This is a genomic window from Aeromicrobium chenweiae, from assembly GCF_003065605.1.
GTDB classification, from domain to species: domain Bacteria; phylum Actinomycetota; class Actinomycetes; order Propionibacteriales; family Nocardioidaceae; genus Aeromicrobium; species Aeromicrobium chenweiae.
On record NZ_CP026952.1, the window covers coordinates 1,829,611 to 1,851,204 of the forward strand.

Genomic DNA, 21,594 nt, shown 5'->3' on the forward strand with positions numbered 1-21,594 from the left:
CACAGGAGACGACATGACCCAGTTCGACGACCAGATCGCCGCGAACATCGAGGCGAGCATCGCCGAGATCCAGCACCCCTCGCTGCCGCAGGGCACCAACATCTACGGGTCCACCAAGATCTTCCCGGACTACCAGGCCGAGGAGGGTCAGTCGTACTTCACGCTGATCCACGGCATCCCGCACGAGTCGTCGGTCAGCTTCGTCGCGATCCTGCAGGCCACCCGAGCCCTCCGCAAGGGCTTCGAGACCGCGATCTACTTCTACGGTCCCGGCGCGCTCGCGTGCTCGGCGAACCGCGGCTTCCCGACCACCGGTGATGCCGGGTTCCCGGGGGAGCTGAACATGAACGCCTCGCTGGAGACGTACATCGCCGAGGGTGGCACGGTGTTCTGCTGCCGGTTCGGCCTGGCGCTGCACGGCATCCGCGAGGAGGACCTGATCGAGGGCGTCATCCCGTGCCACCCGCTCGACGTCCAGGACGCGGTCATCCACTACGCCCGCAAGGGCGCCATCATCAACTCGGTCTACAACCTCTGATCGCGGCCGGACGAGCAGGGGACGAGGACCAGTCATGAACGCGCCGAGCTGCGGGGGAGCCGCCGCCGTCCGCTCCAGCACCCGGGTCGATGTCGCCATCCAGGGCATCCGGCTGCTCGACGCGCCGGTGAGCCGGCAGTCGGGCGCGGGCCCGAGCGACGACGGTCACGTGCTGCTCGGGGGCGTCGGGACGGCGATCCCGATCAACCCCGACAGCCCGTTCACGATCAACCGAGGACGTCTCCTGCTCGACGGGGCCGACACCGGTCTCGGCGTGGAGCCGGTGCGTCGTCCCCGGTTCTACGACCTGCGGACGGCGGAGGGCGTCTCGTACGAGAAGATCGCCCGCCTGCACTCGGCCAACGTGCTGGCCACAACCGTCGTGCAGACGTGCGTGCGCTACGCCGAGGCCGAGCGGTGCCGCTTCTGCGCGATCGAGAAGTCGCTCGAGGCCGGTTCGACGATCGCGGTGAAGACGCCGGCCCAGATCGCCGAGGTGGCCAGGGCCGCGTACGAGCTCGACGGCATCACCCAGATGGTGATGACGACGGGCACGTCGAACGGACGTGACCGCGGCGCGACCCACCTCGCCCGGTGTGTGCGGGCCGTGCGCGAGGTGCTGCCCGACCTCGCGATCCAGGTGCAGTGCGAGCCGCCGGCGGACCTGCGGACCATCACCGACCTGTACGAGGCCGGCGCCCGGTCGATCGGCATCCACGTGGAGTCGATGGACGACGACATCCGCCGCCGCTGGATGCCCGGCAAGTCGTCCGTGCCGCTCGACGAGTACCGCGCCGCCTGGCGCGAGGCCGTCCGGGTGTTCGGGCACAACCAGGTCTCGACGTACCTGCTCGTGGGACTGGGAGAGGACCCCGACGAGATGGTGGCCGCCGCACAGGAGCTCATCGACATGGGGGTCTATCCCTTCGTGGTGCCGTTCCGTCCCCTGGCCGGAACCCTCGCGACCGACGTCGACGGCGTCCCGCCCCCACCCGCCCAGGTGCTGCAGGACGTGACCCGTCGCGTCGCCCACGCACTGATGGCGGCGGGGATGCACGGCTCCGACCAGGCCGCAGGATGCGCCGCGTGCGGCGCGTGCAGCGTGCTGCAGAGCGAAGGGGCATAGATCCCATGACGATCACCGACCTCGACCGCGGCATCCTCACGGGCCTCCGACCGGCACCGGCTCCGACCTTCGTGGTCTCCCAGGCGGAGACCCGCGCCGAGCTCGACGAGTACCGCGCGCTGAGGCGCGAGGTGTTCGTCGCCGAGCAGGGAATCTTCGCGCGGGACGACGGCGACCGCGTCGATGACGACCCCCGCACGATCGTCCTCGTCGCCCGGACGACCGACGGCACCCTGCTCGGCGGCGTCCGGATCGCGCCCGCGGTGGAGGGTCGCGACATCGGCTGGTGGACGGGCAGCCGTCTGGCGGTCAGCGCGGCGGCCCGGACGCACGCCGGCATCGGCGGAGCGCTGGTTCGTGCCGCCTGCGCCCGGGCCGAGGCCCAGGGCGCCCTGCGCTTCGACGCGACGGTCCAGGCCCAGAACGAGCCCATGTTCCGGCGGATCGGCTGGTCGACGGTGTCGACGGTCGACGTCCACGGACGCCCGCACGTCCACATGCTGTGGCGGATCGACCGCGTGGAGCGGCTCGCGCGTGCGACCAAGGCCGCGCTCGGCGCACTCCTCGAGGGTCTCGGCAGCGACGCGCCGGACGCCGCGGGCCTGGGTGGCAGCGGCTTCGTCGGTGACGACGCCGCCCCGGTGCCCGGGTCCGACCTCGTGGCGGCCTGCGACGCGATCCTCCCCTCGATGGTCGAGCGCGACCCCGAGTGGGCCGGCTGGTGCGCAGTGCTCGTGAACCTCAACGACCTCTCCGCGATGGGTGCGACCCCCGTCGGCCTGCTGGACGCCGTCGGGGCACGCGACGCCTCGTTCGCCCGGCGGGTGTTCCGTGGGCTGCGGACCGCCTCGCAGGCCTGGGGCGTCCCCGTTCTCGGGGGACACACACAGCTCGGCGTGCCGGCGGCGCTCAGCGTGACGGCGCTCGGCCGCACCGACCGACCAGTGGCGGGCGGTGGCGCCAGTCCCGGCGAGTCGTTGCGGCTGACCGCCGACCTCGGTGGTCAGTGGCGCCCCGGCTACACCGGTTCGCAGTGGGACTCGTCCTCCCACCGTGGTGCAGACGAGCTGCGGGCCCTCGCGTCCGTCGTGCCCGCCCTGCGCCCGACGGCCGCGAAGGACATCAGCATGACCGGGGTCGTCGGCACCACCGGGATGCTCGCGGAGGCCAGCGGCTGCAAGGCGGTCCTCGACGTCGACCGGATCCCCATGCCGGACGACGCCTCGGCCGGCGACTGGCTCACCTGCTTCCCCGGATTCGCGATGGTCACCGCCGAACGCGCCCCTGCCCGCGCAGCGCTCCCCGCCCACGTCGACACCGCAGTCTGCGGACGGCTGACGGACGGTCGGGGCGTCGACCTGCGCTGGCCCGACGGCCTCGTGACCCCCGCGATCGCCGACCCCGTGACCGGGCTCGGACCCGCCACCCGGCCCCTCAAGGAAGGCCCCCACCCATGACGATCACCCCCATGGCCGCGGCAGCTGCCAGCTTCGGCCGCGACCTCGACCAGAACCTCGCGCAGATCGAGAGCCTCGCCGAGCGCGCCCGCCACCAGGGCGTCCGGCTCCTCGCGCTGCCTGAGGCCACCCTCGGCGGATACCTGTCGACCCTGCACACCGACGGCCCCGGTGCGGACTCGCTGCCCCCGATCATCGACCTCGACGGGCCGGAGCTCGCCAAGGTCGCCGAGATCGCGGGCGACATGACGATCGTGCTGGGGTTCTGCGAGGCCGATGCAGGGACCCGCTACAACAGTGCCGCAGCGGTGACCGGTGACGGCGTCATCGGCGTGCACCGCAAGGTGCACCAGCCGCTCGGGGAGAACCTCTACTACGAGGCGGGGGAGACCTTCCGGACGTTCGAGACTCCGGTCGGACGACTCGGGATGCTGATCTGCTACGACAAGGCGTTCCCCGAGGCGGCCCGTGAGCTGGCGCTCGACGGCGCCGAGATCGTCGCCTGCATCTCGGCGTGGCCGTCGTCCCGGACGGCCGGCGCCGCGGACATCGCGGAGGACCGGTGGACCAAGCGGTTCAACCTGTTCGACCAGGCGCGGGCTCTGGAGAACCAGATCGTGTGGGTCGCGGCGAACCAGGTCGGCACCTTCGGCTCGATGCGGTTCGTCGCCCACGCCAAGGTCGTCGGCCCCGGTGGTGACGTGCTTGCCACGACGGGCGCGGACGCTGGGCTCGCCGTCGCGGCCGTCGACGTGGGGGACGCCCTCGCCACGGCACGGCGTGCGATGTTCCACCTCCGCGACCGTCGTCCCGACACCTACGGGGCGGAGGTGGCGGTCCATGCCTGAGATGACCGTGACGGTCCGCTGGCCCGACGGCCGGGTGGCGGAGTGCTACTCGCCCTCGTTGGTGATGCACGACCACCTGCAGGTCGGCTCGACCTACCGGGTCGACGACTTCGTGAAGCGCGCATCCGTCGCCCTCGGCGAGGCCAGCGAGCGCGTCCGGGTGAAGTACGGCTTCACCTGCTCGGCGTCCGCCGCCTCGCGCGAGCGCATCGAGCGGAGTGCCGCGGCCTTCGCCCCGCACGACAGCGTCGAGGTCCTCGACATGCAACCCACCCTGGAGGGCTCATGAGCATCCCTGTGGCCATCGTCGGCGCCGGCCAGGCCGGCATGTCGGTCAGCTGGTTCCTCACGCAGGAGGGCGTCGAGCACGTGCTGCTCGAGGCCTCCACCATCGCCCACGAGTGGACCGACCGGCGGTGGGACAACTTCACCCTGGTGACCCCCAACTGGCACTGCCGGTTGCCCGGCTACGCCTACGAGGGCGACGACCCGGACGGCTTCATGAACCGCGAGCAGGTCGCGCACTGGCTCGCGGGGTACGCGGCCAGCTTCGACCCGCCGGTGCGGGAGCACACCGCCGTGACCTCGTTGACCGAGCGTGAAGGCGGCGGATTCGTCCTGACCCTCGACGGCCCGGACGGCGGGGAGGTCCTCGAGGCCGAGAACGTCGTGCTGGCGACGGGCGGGTACCACCTGCCGATCGTGCCGCCGTTCGCCGCGGCGATCGACCCGTCGATCGTCCAGCTGCACTCGGCCGACTACCGCAACGCCGATCAGCTGCCGGACGGCGAGGTGCTGGTGGTGGGATCGGGACAGTCGGGCGCCCAGATCGCCGAGGACCTGCACCTCGCAGGACGCTCGGTGCACCTGGCGCTCGGCGACGCGCCCCGGGTCGCACGGGTCTACCGCGGGCGGGACTGCATGACGTGGCTCGCGGACATGGGACTCTACGACACGCCCGTGCAGCAGTACCCCGGCGGTCGTGCCGCCCGGGAGAAGACCAACCACTACGTCACCGGTCGTGACGGCGGTCGCGACATCGACCTGCGCCAGTTCGCCCACGAGGGCATGCGGCTCTACGGCCTGATGTCCGGGGCCGAGGGCACCCGGCTGTCGTTCGAGCCGACCGTCGCCAGGTCCCTCGACGCCGCGGACGCGGTCTACAACTCGATCTGCCGCGACATCGACGCCTACATCGAGCGGGAAGGCATCGACGCGCCTCCTGGCCGGCAGTACGTCCCGGTCTGGGCGCCCGATCACGAGCCACGGCTGCTCGACCTCGCGGACGCCGGCATCACCTCGATCGTGTGGGGGATCGGCTACCGGCCGGACTACCGATGGGTCAAGGTCGGCGTGTTCGACGGGTCCGCGGCGCCGACGCACACGCGCGGTGTCACGTCGGTGCCCGGCCTGTACTTCCTCGGGCTGCCGTGGATGCACACCTGGGGATCGGGCCGGTTCGCCGGCATCGCCCGGGACGCCGAGCACGTGTTCCGTTGCATCGTCGGTGCGCGCCGGCCCGCGCCGGCAGATCGCTAGCCGTGCGCCTGGCGTCGGTCGCCGCCCACTTCGGGCGCGACATCGAGCGCTCCCTCGAGAAGATGGCCGGGATCGTCGCTGACGCCCGGGCGGCCGGGGCCGACCTGCTGGTCTTCCCCGACGCCACGCTCGGGGGCTACCTGACGGACCTCCGACATCCCGATGCGGACGCCCTGCCGCCGGCGCTCGCCGAGGACTCGGTCGAGGTCGGACGCGTGGTGGCGATGGCCCGGGACATGGTGGTCTGCTTCGGCTACACCGAGCAGGCACGGGCGGACGGGGACGTCGTGCACTACAACTCCGCGCTCTGCGTCGACGGCCACGGCGTCCTCGGCAGGCACCGCAAGGTGCACCAGCCCGCGGGGGAGGCGCTGGCGTACCGCGCGGGCGAGGAGCTCGCTGCCTTCGACACGCCGGTCGGCAGGATCGGCATGCTCATCGACTACGACAAGACGTTTCCCGAGGCGGCGCGGTCGCTCGCCCTCGACGGGGCGCACATCGTGGCCTGCCTGTCGGCGTGGCCGGCGAGCGTCACCGACCGCGCCTCGCGGATGCCGCAGGACCGTCAGTCGCGGCTGTTCGACCTCTACGACAGCGCACGTGCGGCCGAGAACCAGATCGTGTGGGTCTCGTCCAACCAGACCGGGGTGATGGGCGGGCTGCGCTTCCTGGGCCAGGCCAAGGTGGTCGGTCCCGGTGGTGACGTGCTGGCGAGGACGTGGTCGAAGGGTGCCTTGGCGGTCGCCGAGATCGACGTCGAGGGCGAGATCGCGCGATCCCGGCGCATCCTGCACCACCTGAAGGAGCGCGCCCCGTCCAGCTACGTGGGTTCCCTCCGGGAGGAGCTGTGAGGATCGCGCTGCTGACGTACTCGACCAAGCCGCGCGGGGGCGTCGTGCACACGCTGGCCCTCGCGGAGGCGCTCAGCCGTGCCGGCGCGGACGTCGACGTGTGGACGCTGGGGCGCGGGGGAGACGCCACGTTCTACCGTCCCGTCGACCCGGCCGTCGGTGTCCACGCCGTGCCGTTTCCCGAGCAGCCCGGGGAGGACGTCGGCGCGCGCATCCAGCGGTCGATCGCGGTGCTGCGGGACGCCTTCACGCCGGACGCGTACGACGTCGTCCACGCGCAGGACTGCATCAGCGCGAACGCCGCGCTGCCGTGCCTGCGAACGATCCACCACCTCGACACGTTCACGACCCCGGCCCTCGCCGCCTGCCACGAACGTGCCGTCGTCGACCCGATCGGGCACGTCTGCGTCTCGGAGTCGGTCGCCGCGGAGGTCAAGGCCGGCTGGGGGCTGAGCCCCACCGTGATCCCGAACGGCGTCGACGCGGAGCGGTTCGCCCGTGCCGCCGGCCCCCACGGGGCAGAGCGGCGGGCGGCCTGGAGCGACACGCTGGGTCCGTACGTCCTGGCGCTGGGCGGCATCGAGCCCCGCAAGGGCAGCATCGACCTGCTCGAGGCGTACGCCCTGATGCGTCGCCGGCGCCCGGACGTGAGGCTGGTGTTCGCGGGCGGTGAGACGTTGTTCGACTACCGCGACTACCGGGCCGCGTTCGAGCGGCGTGCCGCCCAGCTCGGGGTCGATCACGTGATGCTCGGGGTCGTGGACGAGGAGGAGCTCCCCGCGCTCGTCGCCGCGGCATCGGCCATGGCGTTCGTGTCGACCAAGGAAGGCTTCGGCCTCGCTGCGATGGAGGCCCTGGCGGCCGGTGTGCCTGTCGTGGCGCGCGACCTGCCGGTCCTCCGGGAGGTGTTCGGCGGAGCGGTGCGGTTCGCGTCCGAGCCGATGGCGATGGCCGGCTCTCTCGCCTCGGTGCTGGAGGATCCCCCCGATCCCGAGATCGGTCGCGCCCTCGCCGCGTCGTACACGTGGGAGGCAGCGGCGGCCGCCCACCTCGAGCTGTACTCGACCTGCACGTGACCGGACGCCGCAGGGCTCACTCGCTGATGATCAGGCGCGCGATGAGCCCGTCCTGCAGCACGAACGTCAGTGGGCCGGTGCCGTTGTAGCCGTTGCCGCTGACGCGCAGCACGACGACGTACGTACCGGGGGAGTCGGGCTGCTCGACGCTCACGACGTCGAAGTGGGACTGCACGCCGATGTTGTCCGTCGAGCTCCACGACCGGACGCCGTCCCGTCCGTGGAACTCGCGACCCCAGTCGTTGAGGTAGGCGTCGGGGGTGAACGCCGCGACGAAGGCCTCGGTGTCGCCGTCGTTGGTGGCGGAGACGAATCTCTCGATGGCTGCGGGGATGGTGCTCATCTGGTCCATGAGGCCTGCATACCTCGTTTCGCACGACGTCTCCACCGTTTCGTCCGACTAGGCTCCGGTGACGAAGAGATCCGAGAGGCCGCACGCCGGTCGACGTACCGAGGACTGAGATGCCCACCCACCAGATCCCCACGCTGCCGGTCGTGGTGCCACTCGGCCTGTTGATGTTCGCCGCCATGCTCTGGCTGCTGCACCGTCGTGGTGCGGTGACCGCGCTCAGGGTCCTGGTGGCCGCAGTCGTCTGCGTGTACGGCGTCGGTGTCGTCGCCAACACGATCCTGCCCATCTACACCGGGCGGGTCGACGACTACGGGCAGTCCTGGACGGTCTACCTCAACCTCGCACCGCTGGGCGACTACGAGCTGGCCGACGCGCTCACGAACGTGGTCGTGTTCCTCCCGCTGGGCGTCCTGCTGCCGATCGTGGCCCGCGTGGACTCCGCGCTGCGGGTGCTCGTGTGCGGGTTCGTGCTGAGCCTGACGATGGAGGCCGTCCAGCTGGCCAACTCCGTCACGGGGCACGGCGGGCACGTGGCCGACATCAACGACCTGCTGGCCAACACGCTCGGCGCCCCGCTCGGGTACGCGGTCCTGCGCGCCGCGATGCTCCTGCCTCCGGTGGCCCGGTTGGTCGCCGCCACCACCTGGCCCGCAGGGAGGCGTGGGAGCGGCTCGCGGCGCGTCGAGCGACTCACCGAACGGGCGCACGACAGGCAGTAGCCCGCGTCACCGGGCGCCGTCGACCGTGCCGGCGAACGACAGCAGTACCTCGGCGAGCCGCTCCGGCGACTCCTGGGCCACCAGGTGTCCCACGCCGTCGATCGTCACGGACGTGAAGTCGCCGGCCGCGACCTGACGCAGGGTGCTCTCGGTGAACGGGTGGTTGATCCCGTCCACGGCGAGCACCGGGACGCGGAGTGGATGCGCCTCGGCGCGGGCCCGTGTCTCGCCGTCGTCGACGAACAGCTGGCGGTAGATGCCCTCGGTGCCACGCCAGGCGTCCTCGCGCGAGTACGCCCGCACGATCTCGTCGACCGTGCTCGAGCTGATGCCGCCGTTCGGCCCGGTCATCATGGGGTACGCCCAGCCGGCGATCAGCTCGCGCTCGTGGCCCGGCAGCAGCATCGAGGGGATGCCGGGCGTGCCGAGGACGCTGACGTGCCAGGACCCGCCGTGCAGGACGTCCGCGAGCATCTCGAGCCCGTGTCCCGCCAGGGTCGTCTCGATGCCCGTGAAGCTCAGCACGTCGTCCGGACGGGTGGTGGCCAGACGGAACGTGACGCCGCCGCTGATGTCCTGGCAGAGGACGTGGACCGGTCCGATCCCGAGCTGCTCGATCAGCTGGTGGAGGTCCTCGGCCATGGTCGCCTCGTCGTACGTGGCGGCGTCGGTCCCGGAGTCGCCGAATCCCCGGAGGTCCACGGCCACGACACGATGCCGCTCGGCCAGGAGGGGGATCAGCCGGTGGAAGGCGTACCAGGTCTCCGGCCAGCCGTGGACCAGCAGGAACGGCGTGCCGGACTCTCCTGCGGTGACGTAGTGCAGCGGGACGCCGTTGATGTCGTCGAGGTGGTGCGTGGCGCCGGACACGGTGGCGCCGATGGGGGAGACGGCAGGCATGAAGCCTCCTGAGGTTGGACAAGGTGGTTGTCTACCCACGCTACGACAATGTGGTTGTCCATCACAAGACTGCCGCTAGCCTGATCCCGTGCCCAGATCCGGACCCGATGTCGCGCTGCTCCTGCTGGCGGGATTCCGCACCCTCGTCGACGCGGCCTCCTCGGAGCTCGCCGAGCTCGGCTACGAGGACGTGCGACCGGTGCACGACTTCGCCCTGCGCGCGATCCTCGGCGGCGCGGACACCGCGTCGGAGCTCGGCCGCAGGACCGCCGTGACGAAGCAGGCCGCAGCGAAGACGATCGCCGCGCTGGAGGAACGCGGCTACGTGTCGCGTGAGGCCGATCCGGCGGACCGGCGACGGACCCGGGTCCTGGTCACCGATCGGGGCCGGTCGATGCTGACGGACGGCGCGCGCATCATGGACGGGCTTCGCGACCGGTGGGAGGAGCAGGTCGGTCCCGTGGCGCTGGCCGCCGTGGAGGACGCCCTGGACGCGCTCGTCGGGCTGGACACGGTGCGACCCAGCTCGCCGGGCTGGGTCGCGACCGATCCCAGCGTCTGACCTGCCTTCGAGAAGCCTCGCAACCCCGAAGCCATCACCCTGGCTGAAGCCGCCCAATCTGCTCGCACTCAGCCAGATGCGCGTCACCCGGTAGGGCGCGAGGGGCTCCTCGCCAAACTCGACGGGCCCGCAGATCCAACCAACGTGATGTCCGATGTGGTCTCAGGATGGCTGCCGGGTGCGACGATTCTCACCCAGAAGTTCACGTCATTGCTCGATCGGACCGCCCGACACACCGGGATGGCAACGGGGCGAGCGTCAACTTCGACCACTCGCCCCGCGGCGGTATGGAGAATTCAAGGACGACATCCGCACATATCGTTGTTATCGAGCCAGGCGGATATCAGCAGTCTGAAGCGCATGTTCGGAGACGCGCTTGTCCAGACCGTTCGTCTGGAGTTCCTGCACCGTAAAACTGTTGCTGGTGAGTGTGTGCCCCAGATTGATGTGGTTGTAGTAGTTGTTCGCTCCCAGAGCGCCCTTCATCATGATGTAGTCGTATCGATCGGGATCTCCACTCATGCCTGTCGCACCGTCACTTGACACTTGCCCGTAGTCACGGTCGAAGTTTGGCAGTGTGGTGAAGTTGAGGTTCGTGGTCGTCCCGTACCCCGTGGCATCCTTGAAACCAAGGTTGATTAGCCGCTGCTGAGGCGACTCTTTGCCACCATTGCGCCCGAAGGGCGCGTCCGAGTTGAAGTCGCCCGTGAGGATTAGTGGTGCGTTGACACCGACATTCAACTGGTTGTATACCCAGTTGATGTCCTCGGCTGCTTGCAGGCGCGCGGCGCCGCGGACTGTATAGATCGACTTCTTCTTCTGCAGTGTGGGATTTTTTGGCAACTGCGAGTTCGGCGTCATGTGGGTAGTCATCACCCAGAACTTCTTGCCGCTTCCGTCGCCTGTTCCAGCCTTTTGCTCAACAAGCGCGTAGACCGCTGTCTTTTCGTAGGCGGCAATATTGTCGTTTCCGGCTTCGGGCGCTGCCTTGGCAGCAGCGACGCGGGCGGCAACTGCGTCGGTGCACCCAATCTGAAATGCGCCCGTGATGTTGTTTCCGTTCGCATCCTTGGCGAAGGTGAACCGTGCCTTGTTGATCAAGATACGGTTCGCTGGCACCGGCAAAGGACCTTCCCTGCGACACCTGGTGTCGTGGGCCATCCACTGAGTGCCGACCATGTCGCCCATCTCGTAGTCGGCGCTCATCAGCTGAGCGATATCGTCGACATGCTTTCGGACGCCAGCACCGGGGATGACATCAGCCTGCCCCGCCTCCTGGATACCAACGACATCCGGAATCTCGGTGAGGTTGGGATTGCGGATCAAGGCTGCTCGCACCACTGAACGATGCCCGATCCACTCAGACTCTGGAACGGTGTCGGGATCTCCGCCGTTCGCTTTCATCCAGTTCCTGGGCGAGGTCATTTCCGGTGTTCCAGGCGACGTAGCTTTCGGATGCCGACACGTCGGGGCACAAGTGACGTTGAGTTGCGCGACCCGCACCTTGTAATAGTCCTGCCCGTCGGAGGATAGCTTCGGGACCACCTTCGCGATCGGGGTGTGATCACTGACCGTCGCCCCACCGGAGCGTCCATACACCTTGATATAGGTCGCGTTACCCGAACCCGCGCCAGAGCCGCTGTACGCCGGGAAAGCAACTGTCCGAGTCACGGTCTGACTGCTGTTCAAAGTGATGCCGACCTTGTCGATAGCAGTCTCCGGCGGATTGTTCGGGTATTCATCTATCGGTTCGCCCGCAGGAGAGTGTCCGTACTCCGGGTTCGGCTCATCGGTGTATCCGTTAAGAGCGCCGAAAAAGGGGCTCTTGTACCCGTTGATCTGCACGCTGGAGACATTTTCCGCAGTGAAAGTTACGTCCCACTTCTGTGTCGTAGGGTTCCACGCAATTTGATTAACCGTAACGGCGTGATTGATGGCTTGTGCTGGTGACAGCGTCGATCCAACTCCGACCACCACCGTGACGGCGGTGGCTGTCAATATCCTGAAAGGTTTCATTGCGCAACCGTATGGGCGGGTCTCCCCGTGCTCGCGCACCACGCCGAGCCCAGCCAACCTTTTCGCTGCATGCGTCTGCGACCGGACCAACTATGTGGGCAGATCGCCACCGTGGACACGAGCGCCATTGCTCCGCGCGCGTGTCAGACAGAAACGCAATAGGCGTTGACCTCAACCGGGGGTATCGAGAGATCTATCTATCTTCGGTAGATGCTGACGAGTGAACCGCCCCACCTCCGTGCGGACTGCGGTCAGAGCGTCGCGGGGTCGGTGTTGGCCCCGCACAGCACCACGGCCACGCGTTCGCCCTGTGCGGGCCGGTAGGCACCGGTGACGAGGGCCGCGAAGGCGGTCGCCGCTCCGTGCTCGACCACGATGCGGTACTCGTCCCACAGCAGTCGACGGGCCCGCTGGATGTCGTCGTCACCCACGAGCACCGACTGCACACCGGTGCGGGTCGCGACGGCGTACGCGATGTCGCCGATGCGACGCGCGCCCAACGAGTCCGCCGCGATCCCCGAGACGTTCACGTCCGTGGGCCCACCCGCGGCCAGGGCGTCGTGCAGCGTCGGGATGGTCCGGGGCTCGACGCCGACCACCGTCGCGGAGCCCTCCGCCGCAGCGGCGACCCCGGCCATGAGGCCGCCACCTCCGACCGCCACGACGATGGTGTCCACGCCGTCGGATAGGTCCTCGAGGATCTCCAGGCCGAGCGTGCCGGCGCCGGCCGCGATCGCCGGCTGGTCGTAGGCGTGGCAGTACACCGCACCCGTCCGGCCCGCGTGCTCGATCGCCGCCTCGTACGCCGCGGCGTACTCGGAGCCGCGCAGCACCACCTGTGCGCCGTACGCGCGGAGCTTGTCGACCTTCACCACCGGCGCGTTCTCGGGCACGAAGACGGTCGCGGGCACGCCGAACGAGCGTGCAGCGTAGGCGTTCGCCAGGCCCGCGTTGCCGCCCGAGGCCACGACGACCCCGACCGACGGATCGAGGGTCTCGTCCTCGTAGGCGCTGAGGATGCGGTTGAACGCGCCCCGGGCCTTGAAGGTGCCCGTGTGCTGGAGGTGCTCGAGCTTGAACCAGCCCGTGCCTCCGAAGCCGTCGTCCATCGCGAGCAGAGGGGTACGACGCACCCGTCCGGCGATCCGTCGGCCGGCGGCCTCGACATCGGTGCGGGTGATCATGGGGACCGCCTTCTTCGTCATGGGGTGTCTGCCAGGGCATGAGGGGGCTCGTCGGCGCGGGAGCTCGGCGGCTCACGGCGGGCCACCCGGTCGTGGACCCGCTGCAGCCAGCGGGGCGACCACCAGTTCCACCTGCCGAGCAGTCCCATCAGCGACGGCACGAGGAGAGATCGTACGACGAACGCGTCGACCAGGACGCCGACGGCCGTCGCGACGCCGATCTGCTGGATGAAGGAGATCGAGCTGGTGCTGAACGCGCCGATCGCGACCGCCAGCAGGACGGCGGCCGCGGTCACCACCGCCCCGGTGCGGGCGAGGCCGGTCGCCACCGCCTCGCGTTCGGACAGCCCGGCGTCCCGCTCCTCCTTGATGCGACCGAGCAGGAACACGCCGTAGTCGGTGGAGAGGGCGAAGACGAGGGCGGCCGCCACGAGGAAGTCGGTCGGCTCGACCCCGCCGTTGGGGGTGTACCCGAGCAGGCCGGTCAGGCGCCCGTCCTGGTAGACGAAGGTGAGCGCGCCGAGTGCCACGCCCACGGTCAGGGTGTTCATCACCACCGCCTTGACCGGCAGGATCACGGAGCTGGTCATCAACCACAGCACCACCAGCGTCAGGGACACGAGGAGTCCCACCGCGAGCGGCAGGGTGTCGGCGATGGCGTCCTGCTGGTCGATGAACTCGGCGGCCGGTCCGGCGACCAACGCGTCCACCCCCGCGACCCGCAGCTGTCGGAGGTCGGTGACCGCTTGTTGCGCCGTCTGCCCGGCGGCCGACCCGTCCACCGGAAGGGCCAGCTGCCAGGTGCCGTCACCGAGGGCGCGTGGCTGGGCGGGGGCCTGGACGCCGGAGAGCTCGGCAGCCCGCTCGGCGTACTCGGCCACCGGTGCCGACTCGTCCGCCTGCAGGGCGACGGTGACCAGGTTGTTGCCGGGACCGGCGAAGTCCTCGGTCAGGCGGTCCGACACGGTGCGGGCGCTCTGGTCGGTGGGGACGACCGTGTCGTCGATCGGCGCCCACTGCGCCCGCAGGGCCGGGGCCGAGAGGGCGATCATCACGACCGCCGTTGCGGCGGCGATGCGTCCGGGGCGACGCATGACGGCATGGGCGAGCCGGTACCAGCGACCTTCCGCCGTCCCTGCGCGGGTGGTGCGTCTGGCCAGGCGGGCGCCCATGAGCGCAAAGAACATCGGAGCGACCAACAGGGACGCACACGCCGCGACGATCGCCACGATCGCCCCGGCGATGCCCATCGACTTCAGGAAGTTCATCGGGAACACGGTCAGCGTGGCGAGCGCGACCGACACCGTGGCCGCGGAGAAGACCACCGTGTGCCCGGCCGTCTGCATCGTCGCGACGATGGACCCGGTCGTCGGCCCGTTCTCACGCATCTCCTCGCGGTACCGGGCGAGCAGGAAAAGCGTGTAGTCGATCGCCAGGCCCAGCCCGAGCCCGATCACGAGGTTGAGGGCGAAGACGCTGAGTCCGTGGACCTGGTTGACCCCGGTGAGGACGAGGAACGTGCCCAGCACGGTCGTGAGACCCACGACGACCGGAAGGAGCGCGGCCCGTCCGCCGAACAGGATGAGCGAGAGGATCAGGAGCAGCGGCATCGCGAGCAGCTCGGCCCGCGCGAGGTCCTTGCCGACCGTCTCGCCGATCTGGAGCGTGGCGACCGCCCGTCCGCCCACGGTGACGCCGTCGTCATCCTCGAACTCCGCCACCGCTTCCCCGGCGACGTCCTCCTCGTCCGCCGAGGCCTCCACCGTGCCGAGGACCAGCCTGCTGGTGCCGTCCTGCGAGACGGCCGCGGGAGTGACCCGGGCGACGCCGTCGAGCCCGGCGAGCCGAGCGGTGACGTCGTCGAGCCGGGTGGTGTCGGGGTCGTCGACCAGGACCGCCAGGCCGGGGGAGGGAGCAAGCCCGGTCGCCGCCTCCAGGCGTTCGGTCGCGCGGACTGAGTCCGCGTCGTCCGGGACGAATCCGCCGGAGGAGTCGAGCGCACCGGCCACGGGGCCTCCGAGGACGCCGGCGACGGCCACGAAGACGAACAGGGCCACCAGCGCGCGCCGAGGACGGGCGATGATGCGATGGATCAGGGGCAGGGCCATGAGGACGATCCTTCGCCGCGAGCGGGGACGGGGGGTGGCCATGATCCTTCCCCTGTTGCGGTGCTCGGGACAAGTGGTCGCACCGACCACCGGTGTGCCTCGGGATGGCGCGCGCGGCAACAACCGGATGGTATCACCCTAATATCTTCTGGTGACCCGAGAATATCAGGCGAGGGGATTGCGGAACTCCCAATAAGTGGACGAAGATGTCCACCTAGGCGGTGGTGAGGGGATGCGCATGACAGGACGGCAGGGCAAGATCCTTGCGGTGGGCGCCGCGGGGGAGTTCGCCGGGGCGGTCGTGCCGGCGCTGGCGTCGCGAGGGGCGGACGTGACCGGGATGGTCCGCCACGCCGGTCAGATGGACGGAGTCCTGGCACGAGGGGCCTCGGACGTCGTGCTGGGCGACCTCACGGACGACGCATCCGTCCGCCGGGCACTCGACGGCGTCGACAGCGCGTTCTACGTCCCGCCGGCCTTCATCTCGCACGAGGCGCAGCTCGGACAGCGCTTCGTGGCCGCGGCGGTCGATGCCGGGGTGCGACGCATCGTCTTCCTGTCGGTGGTGCACCCCGTGCTGAGCGCGCTGGTCAACCACGCGGCGAAGGCGCCCGTGGAGGAGGCGATCCTCGACTCCGGCCTCGAGTACACGTTCCTCCACCCGACCCTGTACTTCCAGATGCTCGGACGGTCCTTCCCGCAGGTCGTGCGGACAGGGGTGCTCGCCGAGCCCTGGTCGCCCGCCACGGCATTCTCCCGCGTGGACGTCCGGGACATCGCCGAGGTCGCCGCCCGGGCCCTGCTCGACGACGACCTGGTGTACGGGACGTTCGACCTCGCCTCGCCGGGGTGGACCAACCGCGACGACGTCGCGCGCCTGATCTCGGAGGTCACGGGGACGCACGTCGTGGCAGAACGACTTCCCGATGCGGCCACCGCCTCGGCACCCGAACCGCTGCGCACCATGTTCCGGCACTACGACTCGCACGGGCTGCGCGCCAACCCGTTGGTGCTGGAGTCCGTGCTCGGGCGGCCGGCCCGCACGCTGCGCGACTACGTGACCGAGCTCCACCACCAGCACGACTCAGCCCGAGAGGACGCCTCATGACCACACAGGAGACCCACGCCGCCATCCCGGACGACGACCCCGCGCGCAGCCTCACCGTCGTCAGCCCCGAGTCGCCGGGAATGGCGTTCGTGTCGCTGGCGGGAGACACCTACACGATGCTGATCGGCGGCGAGCAGACCGCGGGCACGTACTGCCTGATCGACATGCACGTCCCGGACGGAGGAGGACCGCCGCCGCACCGCCACAACTTCGAGGAGATGTTCACGATCCTGGAGGGCCGGATCGACTTCACGTTCCGCGGCGAGACCATCACGGTCGAGGCGGGGTCGACCGTGAACATCCCCGCGAACGCGCCCCACTTCTTCCGCAACCGCTCCGGTGGCCCCGCCCGGATGCTCTGCATGTGCACTCCGGCCGGGCAGGAGGAGTTCTTCCTCCGGGTCGGCGACCTGGTCGACGGCGTCGACGCCCCTCCGCCGGTGCTGACCGACGAGGAGCTCGCCGCGCGTCGCCGGCTCGCGGTCGAGCTCGCACCGCAGTACGAGACCGACATGCTCTGAGCCGAGCCTCAGGGGCGGATCGCCCGGAGGTACAGGTCGATCTGCCGACGGGCCGCCACGTCCCAGTCGCGCACGGAGGGCAGCGGCTGCGCCATGAGCGAGCCGAAGATGATCACGTCCCGAGGCGCGATGTCGTCACGGATCGTGCCGTCGACCACGCCCCGGTGCAGGAGCGTCGAGATGTTCGCGCGCACCCCTCGGCCCAGCTCGGCGAGCTCGTCGGACTCGATCCACGGGGCACCGTGATAGGGCAGGAACAGCTGGGACCCGTGGTCGACGGTGCGCACCAGGAACTCCCGGATGGCCTCGATCCCGGTCAACGACTCGCGCTCCACGATGCTCTCGGTGAGGTCCCGGACCTTGGTGAGGGCCTTGATCTCGAGGGCCTCGAACAGCGCCTCGCGCGTCGCATAGCCGCGGTACAGGGTGCCGACCCCGACGTTCGCCTCGCGGGCGATCGTCGCCAGGGGGACTGACGGCCCCTCGCGCTTCATCGCGACGACCGCGGCCTCGAGCACTCTCTCCCGGTTGGCGACTGCGTCGCTGCGCAACGGGCGGGGACGGCGTCCGGCGGGACCTGCGCTCTGCTCGTCCCCGGCCATGGCGCCATCGTATGCGCACGGGCGGCGCACCGAGGCCGGGTCCCCGCTGTCCCTGTGGCCGAAAGGGATCAGCTTGTAACCAAGCCCGTGCCCGTGGGATAGGCTGCGGACCAGAGACAGGGACGCAGCACGTCGCATCCCTGATGTCGAGGCCGTGGATCCGATTCCCGCGCCAGGACGAAAAGGCAAACCCGGTGTGAGTCGGGGACGCAAAGCCACGGGGCCCCTCAGGGTCAGCCGAGCTCCCGAACCACCCCCTCGTCGTGCGCACGCGCCGGCTCCCTCTGCAGGCGCCGTCCCTGGTGCCGTGCGAGGGGCCACCGCCCCCAGATCGGCCGGACACCCCCTGATGAAGACGACACGACCCCCCGCGACCCTGCCGGCGGTACCGAGATGACCCTCCGCGGTGAGCGGGACGGCGTGGCGCTGCGCCGTGCGAACGCCCCGCTGAGGGTGCTGGTCGTCGCCGATCCATCGACGGACGCGCATCGTGCCGTGAAGCTGCTCGAGGGCCGCTTCCCCCAGGCCCAGCTCGAGGTGGAGATCGCAGGCGGCCTGCAGGCCGCGCAGTCACGACTGCGCGGCAGGCACGTCGACGTCATCCTGGTGGACGCGGGGGAGCGCGCCCCGGGCGCCACCGTCGCGGAGGCGCTGCGGACCGCGCATCCCGACACGCCGCTGATGGTCCTCACCGGCTCGATCGACGGTCAGGTCGATCTGTGGGCACGGGTCGACGGAGCCGACGACGCGCGTCCGCCGTCCGCGCCCGGGATGGCCACGGCGATCGTCAACGCCCTGCAGGGCAATCTCGCCGAGGACCGGGCTCACCGCTACCTCGAGCTCGCTCGGGGACTGCTCGACGCGCTGGACGCGCCGACCTGCGCCGTGGACGCGGAAGGCCGGATCGTCGCGGTCAACCTGGCCTGGCGTGACGTCACCCGGCAGAACGGCGGGATGGACGAACGCTCCGGCGTGGGCGTCAGCTACCTCGACGTCTGCGACGGCTCCGACCAGAGCCGGTACGGCAGCTGGACGCCCGACGCGGCCACTGTCGCCGCGGGGATGCGGCAGGTGCTCGCCGGCGAGCTGGAGCTGTTCCGCCACGACTACGCGTGCCACTCGCCGCACGAGAACAGGTGGTGCAGCGTCCAGATGACGCCGGCCACCATCAACGGCGGCCGGGGAGCCGTCGTCACCCATCTCGACACGACGAACATGCGAGAGATCGAGCAGACGTTGGCCTACCGGTCGATGCACGACGCGTTGACCGACCTGCCCAACCGCTCGTTGCTCGTGGACCGGCTGGAACAGGCCATCGCCGACGCCGAGCGTCGCGGGCTCGGTGTCGCGGTGGCCCACGTCGACCTCTCCGGGTTCCAACGGGTCAACGACACGTTGCAGTACAGCGGCGGCGACCGCGTCCTCGTCGAGGTGGCCGAGCGGCTCCAGGGCCAGCTCCGCCCCGGCGACACCGTGGCTCGCGCGTCGGGCGACGAGTTCCTCGTGCTCTGGCGCGATCTCGACGTCGACGACCCGGGAGCGGCGCTCGCCCTCGGTGAGCGGCTGCTGGAGGCGCTGGAGCAGCCGTTCGGTCCCGCGCACAGGCCCGTGTCGCTCTCGGCGGATGTCGGCGTGGCCCGGCACGTCGTGGGGTGGGGCGCCGATCGCACCCTGAGCTCGGCCGTCCTGGCCCTTGCCGAGGCCAAGACCCGGGGACCCGGGACCGTCGCGCTGTACACGCAGGAGCTGGAGGCGGCCGTCGTCGGCCGGACGACGTTGGAGAGCGAGCTCCGGACAGCGCTGGCCGGCACCGTCAGCCAGTTCGTCCTGCACTACCAGCCGGTCGTCGACCTGAGGTCCGGAGAGGTCGTCGCCGTGGAGTCGCTCGTGCGGTGGCAGCACCCCGTCCTGGGCCTGGTGCCGCCGGACCGGTTCATCCCCATGGCCGAGGCCACGGGGCTCATCCATCCCCTTGGCGGCTGGGTGCTGGACCAGGCGGTGCGCGACGCAGGGAACCTGACGTACGACGGGCGCGAGCTGTACGTCGCGGTCAACTTCTCCGTGCTCCAGCTCAACGACGAGGCCGTGCTGCAGGTACGACAGGTGCTCGAGAGCAGCGGTCTGACGCCAGGACGACTGATCCTCGAGGTGACCGAGTCCGCTCTCGTCCAGGACGAGGACGCCGTGGTCCGGGCGCTCGAGGCGCTGGCGCAGCTCGGGGTCCACGTCGCGATCGACGACTTCGGCACCGGCTACAGCTCGCTGCACTACCTGCGCCGCTACCCGATCAACATCATCAAGATCGACCGCGAGTTCGTGGCCGGCATCGGCACGAGCGTCGACGACGAGGCGATCTGCGAGAGCATCGTGCACCTTGCCGAGGCGGTCGGCGCCATGACCGTCGCGGAGGGGGTGGAGACCCCCGAGCAGTACGCGTTCCTTCGGTCGCTCGGGTGCCACCACGGACAGGGCTTCCTCTGGTCGCCTCCCGTGCCGGCCGAACGGCTCCCCGCGGCCCTTGCCGCGTGCGGCGAGGTTCCGGTCCCGTCCACGACGTCGCCGCCCACGCCGGCGCGGCATCCCACTGACAAGCACCAGCAGGACGCGCAGGCAGGAGGCGCTCTTCACCATGACTGACGACAACGGAGCCGGGCCCGAGCACGCGCAGCCACCGTCCGTGCTCGCGGCGCGACTGGCCGGCACACCGCAGCGCCACGACGGCCGCGCCTACCCCGTCGGCGGTGCCGTCCTCGATCCCGCGGCGACCAGCGCTGAGCTCGCCGCCACCCAGGCGCTGGTGCGGGCCGCGTCTGCCACCGAGGTGAGTGCCGTCGTGTCGACACTGGTGCACGATCTCGGAGGCGCCCTGGTCGTGGCCCGGTACGCCGATCCGGCGACTGCCGTCCCCGTCGACGTCTCGCTCGGCCTGTCGGAGCCGGTGCTGCCGTGCGCCGAACCCGTCAGCGTCGCGGCGATGCGCCTGGCCGCGGTGCTGCCGGAGTTCCTCGAAGCCGCGCGGCTGGTGCTCTCGCGCCTGCCGGACCGCACGGCTGGGCTCGATCGAGGAGACCACCAGTGAGCTCACCAACCGACCCGGCAGCCGCGTACGGCCGCCTCCTCGAGACATTCGACGTCCACGGAGCCAGTGACCTGGTCGTCGAGCTCCTGGACGGCGGCATGTCGGTGGAGCGGATCATCACGGACGTCCTTGCCCCGGCACAGGTCGGCGTCGGCGAGCGGTGGGAGTCCGGCGCGTGGTCCGTCGCCGACGAGCACGTGGCGACGTCGGTCACCGAGGCCGCGCTGGCCGCCCTGACGCACGCGGCACGACCGCGCCGCGGTACCCAGACCCGTCACGTGGCCGTCGCGTGCGCGGAGGGGGAGTGGCACAGCCTCCCGGCGCGGATGGCGGCCACCATCGCCGGGGCGACGGGCGAGGTGCGCGTGACGATGCTCGGCGCCTCCCTGCCGGCCGAGCAGCTGCACCGACGGCTCTCGGTCGGCGACATCGACATGCTGGCGCTGTCCTGCTCGATGCCGACCAACCTGATCGGCGCGGCCCGCTGCATCGCGGCGGCGCACGACGTGGCCGTGCCGGTCATGATCGGTGGCCGGGCACTCGGCGGCACCCACGACCGCGCGCACGCCATCGGTGCCGACGCCTGGGCGCCCGACGCGTCGTCGATCCTGACCGCTCGTCCTGAGCTGATGGGTCGCGACACGGACATCCCCACCGAGGTGATGCTGCTCGACGCCGTGGACGACGCGGTCGTCGCGCTCACGTACGACCGGATGCTCGCCGCGTTCCCCCGCCTGGCGGCCATGACGGCGTACCAGCACGCGCGTACCCGCGAGGACCTCGGATGGATGGCGAGGCACACGGCCGCCGCCCTGTTGACCGACGACCCGAGCATCGCGGCGGACGTCCTCACCTGGCTCTGCACCCGGCTGAGCGACTTCGTGCCGGCCTCCGTCATCACCGACACCGCCGCGCTGCTGGCGGAGACGCTGGAACCCCAGGCTCCTCACGGTGCGCAGATGCTGCGCCGGGGCATCGCCGCGGTGGACGCCGGCACCAGCTGACGCC

Annotated in this window: 21 protein-coding genes and 1 riboswitch; of the genes, 15 read left to right on the top strand and 6 right to left on the bottom strand. The window is 70.4% G+C overall.

Features of this window, described 5'->3' with window-relative positions; all coding sequences use genetic code 11:
* Positions 1-13: 13 nt before the first annotated feature.
* Genes C3E78_RS08795 through C3E78_RS08830 form a run of 8 tightly spaced genes read left to right on the top strand, consistent with a single transcriptional unit; the run spans position 14 to position 7,435 of the window.
* Positions 14-538 (top strand): MSMEG_0572/Sll0783 family nitrogen starvation response protein, encoded by a 525-nt coding sequence (locus C3E78_RS08795; RefSeq protein ID WP_108577934.1) that lies wholly within the window; start codon positions 14-16, stop codon positions 536-538.
* A gap of 34 nt (positions 539-572) precedes the next feature.
* On the top strand, positions 573-1,664 hold the full coding sequence (locus tag C3E78_RS08800) for an MSMEG_0568 family radical SAM protein (RefSeq protein ID WP_108577935.1): 1,092 nt from the start codon (positions 573-575) through the stop codon (positions 1,662-1,664).
* Positions 1,665-1,669: 5 nt separating this feature from the next.
* On the top strand, positions 1,670-3,121 hold the full coding sequence (locus C3E78_RS08805) for an MSMEG_0567/sll0787 family protein (RefSeq protein ID WP_199906977.1): 1,452 nt from the start codon (positions 1,670-1,672) through the stop codon (positions 3,119-3,121).
* A complete protein-coding gene (locus tag C3E78_RS08810) occupies positions 3,118-3,969 on the top strand; it encodes a carbon-nitrogen hydrolase family protein (protein WP_108577937.1) in 852 nt (283 codons plus the stop codon). Before C3E78_RS08805 ends, C3E78_RS08810 begins: the two co-directional genes overlap by 4 nt.
* Complete coding sequence (locus tag C3E78_RS08815; protein WP_108577938.1) at positions 3,962-4,258, top strand: MSMEG_0570 family nitrogen starvation response protein; 297 nt, start codon at positions 3,962-3,964, stop codon at positions 4,256-4,258. The genes C3E78_RS08810 and C3E78_RS08815 overlap by 8 nt, the downstream gene beginning before the upstream one ends.
* Positions 4,255-5,508 (top strand): MSMEG_0569 family flavin-dependent oxidoreductase, encoded by a 1,254-nt coding sequence (locus C3E78_RS08820; protein ID WP_108577939.1) that lies wholly within the window; start codon positions 4,255-4,257, stop codon positions 5,506-5,508. Before C3E78_RS08815 ends, C3E78_RS08820 begins: the two co-directional genes overlap by 4 nt.
* A gap of 2 nt (positions 5,509-5,510) precedes the next feature.
* The gene (locus C3E78_RS08825) at positions 5,511-6,359 is read left to right on the top strand and encodes a carbon-nitrogen hydrolase family protein (RefSeq protein WP_108577940.1); all 849 of its coding nucleotides are present in this window, start codon (positions 5,511-5,513) and stop codon (positions 6,357-6,359) included.
* Positions 6,356-7,435 (top strand): MSMEG_0565 family glycosyltransferase, encoded by a 1,080-nt coding sequence (locus C3E78_RS08830; protein WP_108577941.1) that lies wholly within the window; start codon positions 6,356-6,358, stop codon positions 7,433-7,435. Before C3E78_RS08825 ends, C3E78_RS08830 begins: the two co-directional genes overlap by 4 nt.
* Before the next feature lie 16 nt (positions 7,436-7,451).
* On the opposite strand, the gene C3E78_RS08835 is transcribed toward C3E78_RS08830, so the two are convergent.
* On the bottom strand, positions 7,452-7,787 hold the full coding sequence (locus C3E78_RS08835) for a nuclear transport factor 2 family protein (protein WP_235833772.1): 336 nt from the start codon (positions 7,785-7,787) through the stop codon (positions 7,452-7,454).
* A 110-nt stretch (positions 7,788-7,897) separates the two neighbouring features.
* On the opposite strand from C3E78_RS08835, the gene C3E78_RS08840 reads away from it, so the two are divergent.
* Positions 7,898-8,506 carry a VanZ family protein gene (locus C3E78_RS08840; RefSeq protein ID WP_108577942.1) on the top strand — a complete coding sequence of 203 codons (609 nt, stop codon included), beginning with the start codon at positions 7,898-7,900 and terminating at the stop codon, positions 8,504-8,506.
* A gap of 6 nt (positions 8,507-8,512) precedes the next feature.
* Here the strand turns inward: C3E78_RS08840 and C3E78_RS08845 are convergent, their stop codons facing one another.
* Complete coding sequence (locus C3E78_RS08845) at positions 8,513-9,406, bottom strand: alpha/beta fold hydrolase (RefSeq protein ID WP_108577943.1); 894 nt, start codon at positions 9,404-9,406, stop codon at positions 8,513-8,515.
* Between the two features lie 88 nt (positions 9,407-9,494).
* Here C3E78_RS08845 and C3E78_RS08850 point away from each other — a divergent pair, with 88 nt between their 5' ends.
* Entirely contained in the window at positions 9,495-9,968 is a 474-nt protein-coding gene (locus C3E78_RS08850) for a MarR family winged helix-turn-helix transcriptional regulator (RefSeq protein WP_108577944.1), read from the top strand.
* Between the two features lie 324 nt (positions 9,969-10,292).
* Here the strand turns inward: C3E78_RS08850 and C3E78_RS18300 are convergent, their stop codons facing one another.
* The 3 genes from C3E78_RS18300 to C3E78_RS08865 all read right to left on the bottom strand — a co-directional run bounded on the left by C3E78_RS18300 (position 10,293) and on the right by C3E78_RS08865 (position 15,276).
* Positions 10,293-11,984 carry an exonuclease/endonuclease/phosphatase family protein gene (locus tag C3E78_RS18300; protein ID WP_135804931.1) on the bottom strand — a complete coding sequence of 564 codons (1,692 nt, stop codon included), beginning with the start codon at positions 11,982-11,984 and terminating at the stop codon, positions 10,293-10,295.
* A 251-nt stretch (positions 11,985-12,235) separates the two neighbouring features.
* Positions 12,236-13,168: a threonine/serine dehydratase gene (locus C3E78_RS08860; protein WP_108580827.1), complete on the bottom strand. Its 933-nt coding sequence runs from the start codon at positions 13,166-13,168 to the stop codon at positions 12,236-12,238.
* 17 nt (positions 13,169-13,185) lie between these two features.
* A complete protein-coding gene (locus C3E78_RS08865; protein ID WP_108577946.1) occupies positions 13,186-15,276 on the bottom strand; it encodes an MMPL family transporter in 2,091 nt (696 codons plus the stop codon).
* Positions 15,277-15,514: 238 nt separating this feature from the next.
* On the opposite strand from C3E78_RS08865, the gene C3E78_RS08870 reads away from it, so the two are divergent.
* The gene (locus tag C3E78_RS08870) at positions 15,515-16,384 is read left to right on the top strand and encodes an SDR family oxidoreductase (protein ID WP_108580828.1); all 870 of its coding nucleotides are present in this window, start codon (positions 15,515-15,517) and stop codon (positions 16,382-16,384) included.
* The gene (locus tag C3E78_RS08875; RefSeq protein WP_108577947.1) at positions 16,381-16,905 is read left to right on the top strand and encodes a cupin domain-containing protein; all 525 of its coding nucleotides are present in this window, start codon (positions 16,381-16,383) and stop codon (positions 16,903-16,905) included. Before C3E78_RS08870 ends, C3E78_RS08875 begins: the two co-directional genes overlap by 4 nt.
* An 8-nt stretch (positions 16,906-16,913) precedes the next feature.
* Here the strand turns inward: C3E78_RS08875 and C3E78_RS08880 are convergent, their stop codons facing one another.
* Entirely contained in the window at positions 16,914-17,507 is a 594-nt protein-coding gene (locus C3E78_RS08880; protein WP_159085850.1) for a TetR/AcrR family transcriptional regulator, read from the bottom strand.
* A 174-nt stretch (positions 17,508-17,681) separates the two neighbouring features.
* A riboswitch (cyclic di-GMP riboswitch) is annotated at positions 17,682-17,757 on the top strand.
* Positions 17,758-17,900: 143 nt separating this feature from the next.
* On the opposite strand from C3E78_RS08880, the gene C3E78_RS08885 reads away from it, so the two are divergent.
* Genes C3E78_RS08885 through C3E78_RS08890 form a run of 3 tightly spaced genes read left to right on the top strand, consistent with a single transcriptional unit; the run spans position 17,901 to position 21,590 of the window.
* Positions 17,901-20,144 carry a putative bifunctional diguanylate cyclase/phosphodiesterase gene (locus C3E78_RS08885; protein ID WP_108577949.1) on the top strand — a complete coding sequence of 748 codons (2,244 nt, stop codon included), beginning with the start codon at positions 17,901-17,903 and terminating at the stop codon, positions 20,142-20,144.
* Positions 20,137-20,586, top strand: a complete 450-nt coding sequence (locus C3E78_RS18305) for a hypothetical protein (RefSeq protein ID WP_159085851.1) — start codon at positions 20,137-20,139, stop codon at positions 20,584-20,586. The genes C3E78_RS08885 and C3E78_RS18305 overlap by 8 nt, the downstream gene beginning before the upstream one ends.
* A complete protein-coding gene (locus C3E78_RS08890; protein ID WP_159085852.1) occupies positions 20,583-21,590 on the top strand; it encodes a cobalamin B12-binding domain-containing protein in 1,008 nt (335 codons plus the stop codon). Before C3E78_RS18305 ends, C3E78_RS08890 begins: the two co-directional genes overlap by 4 nt.
* The last annotated feature ends 4 nt before the right edge of the window (positions 21,591-21,594 follow it).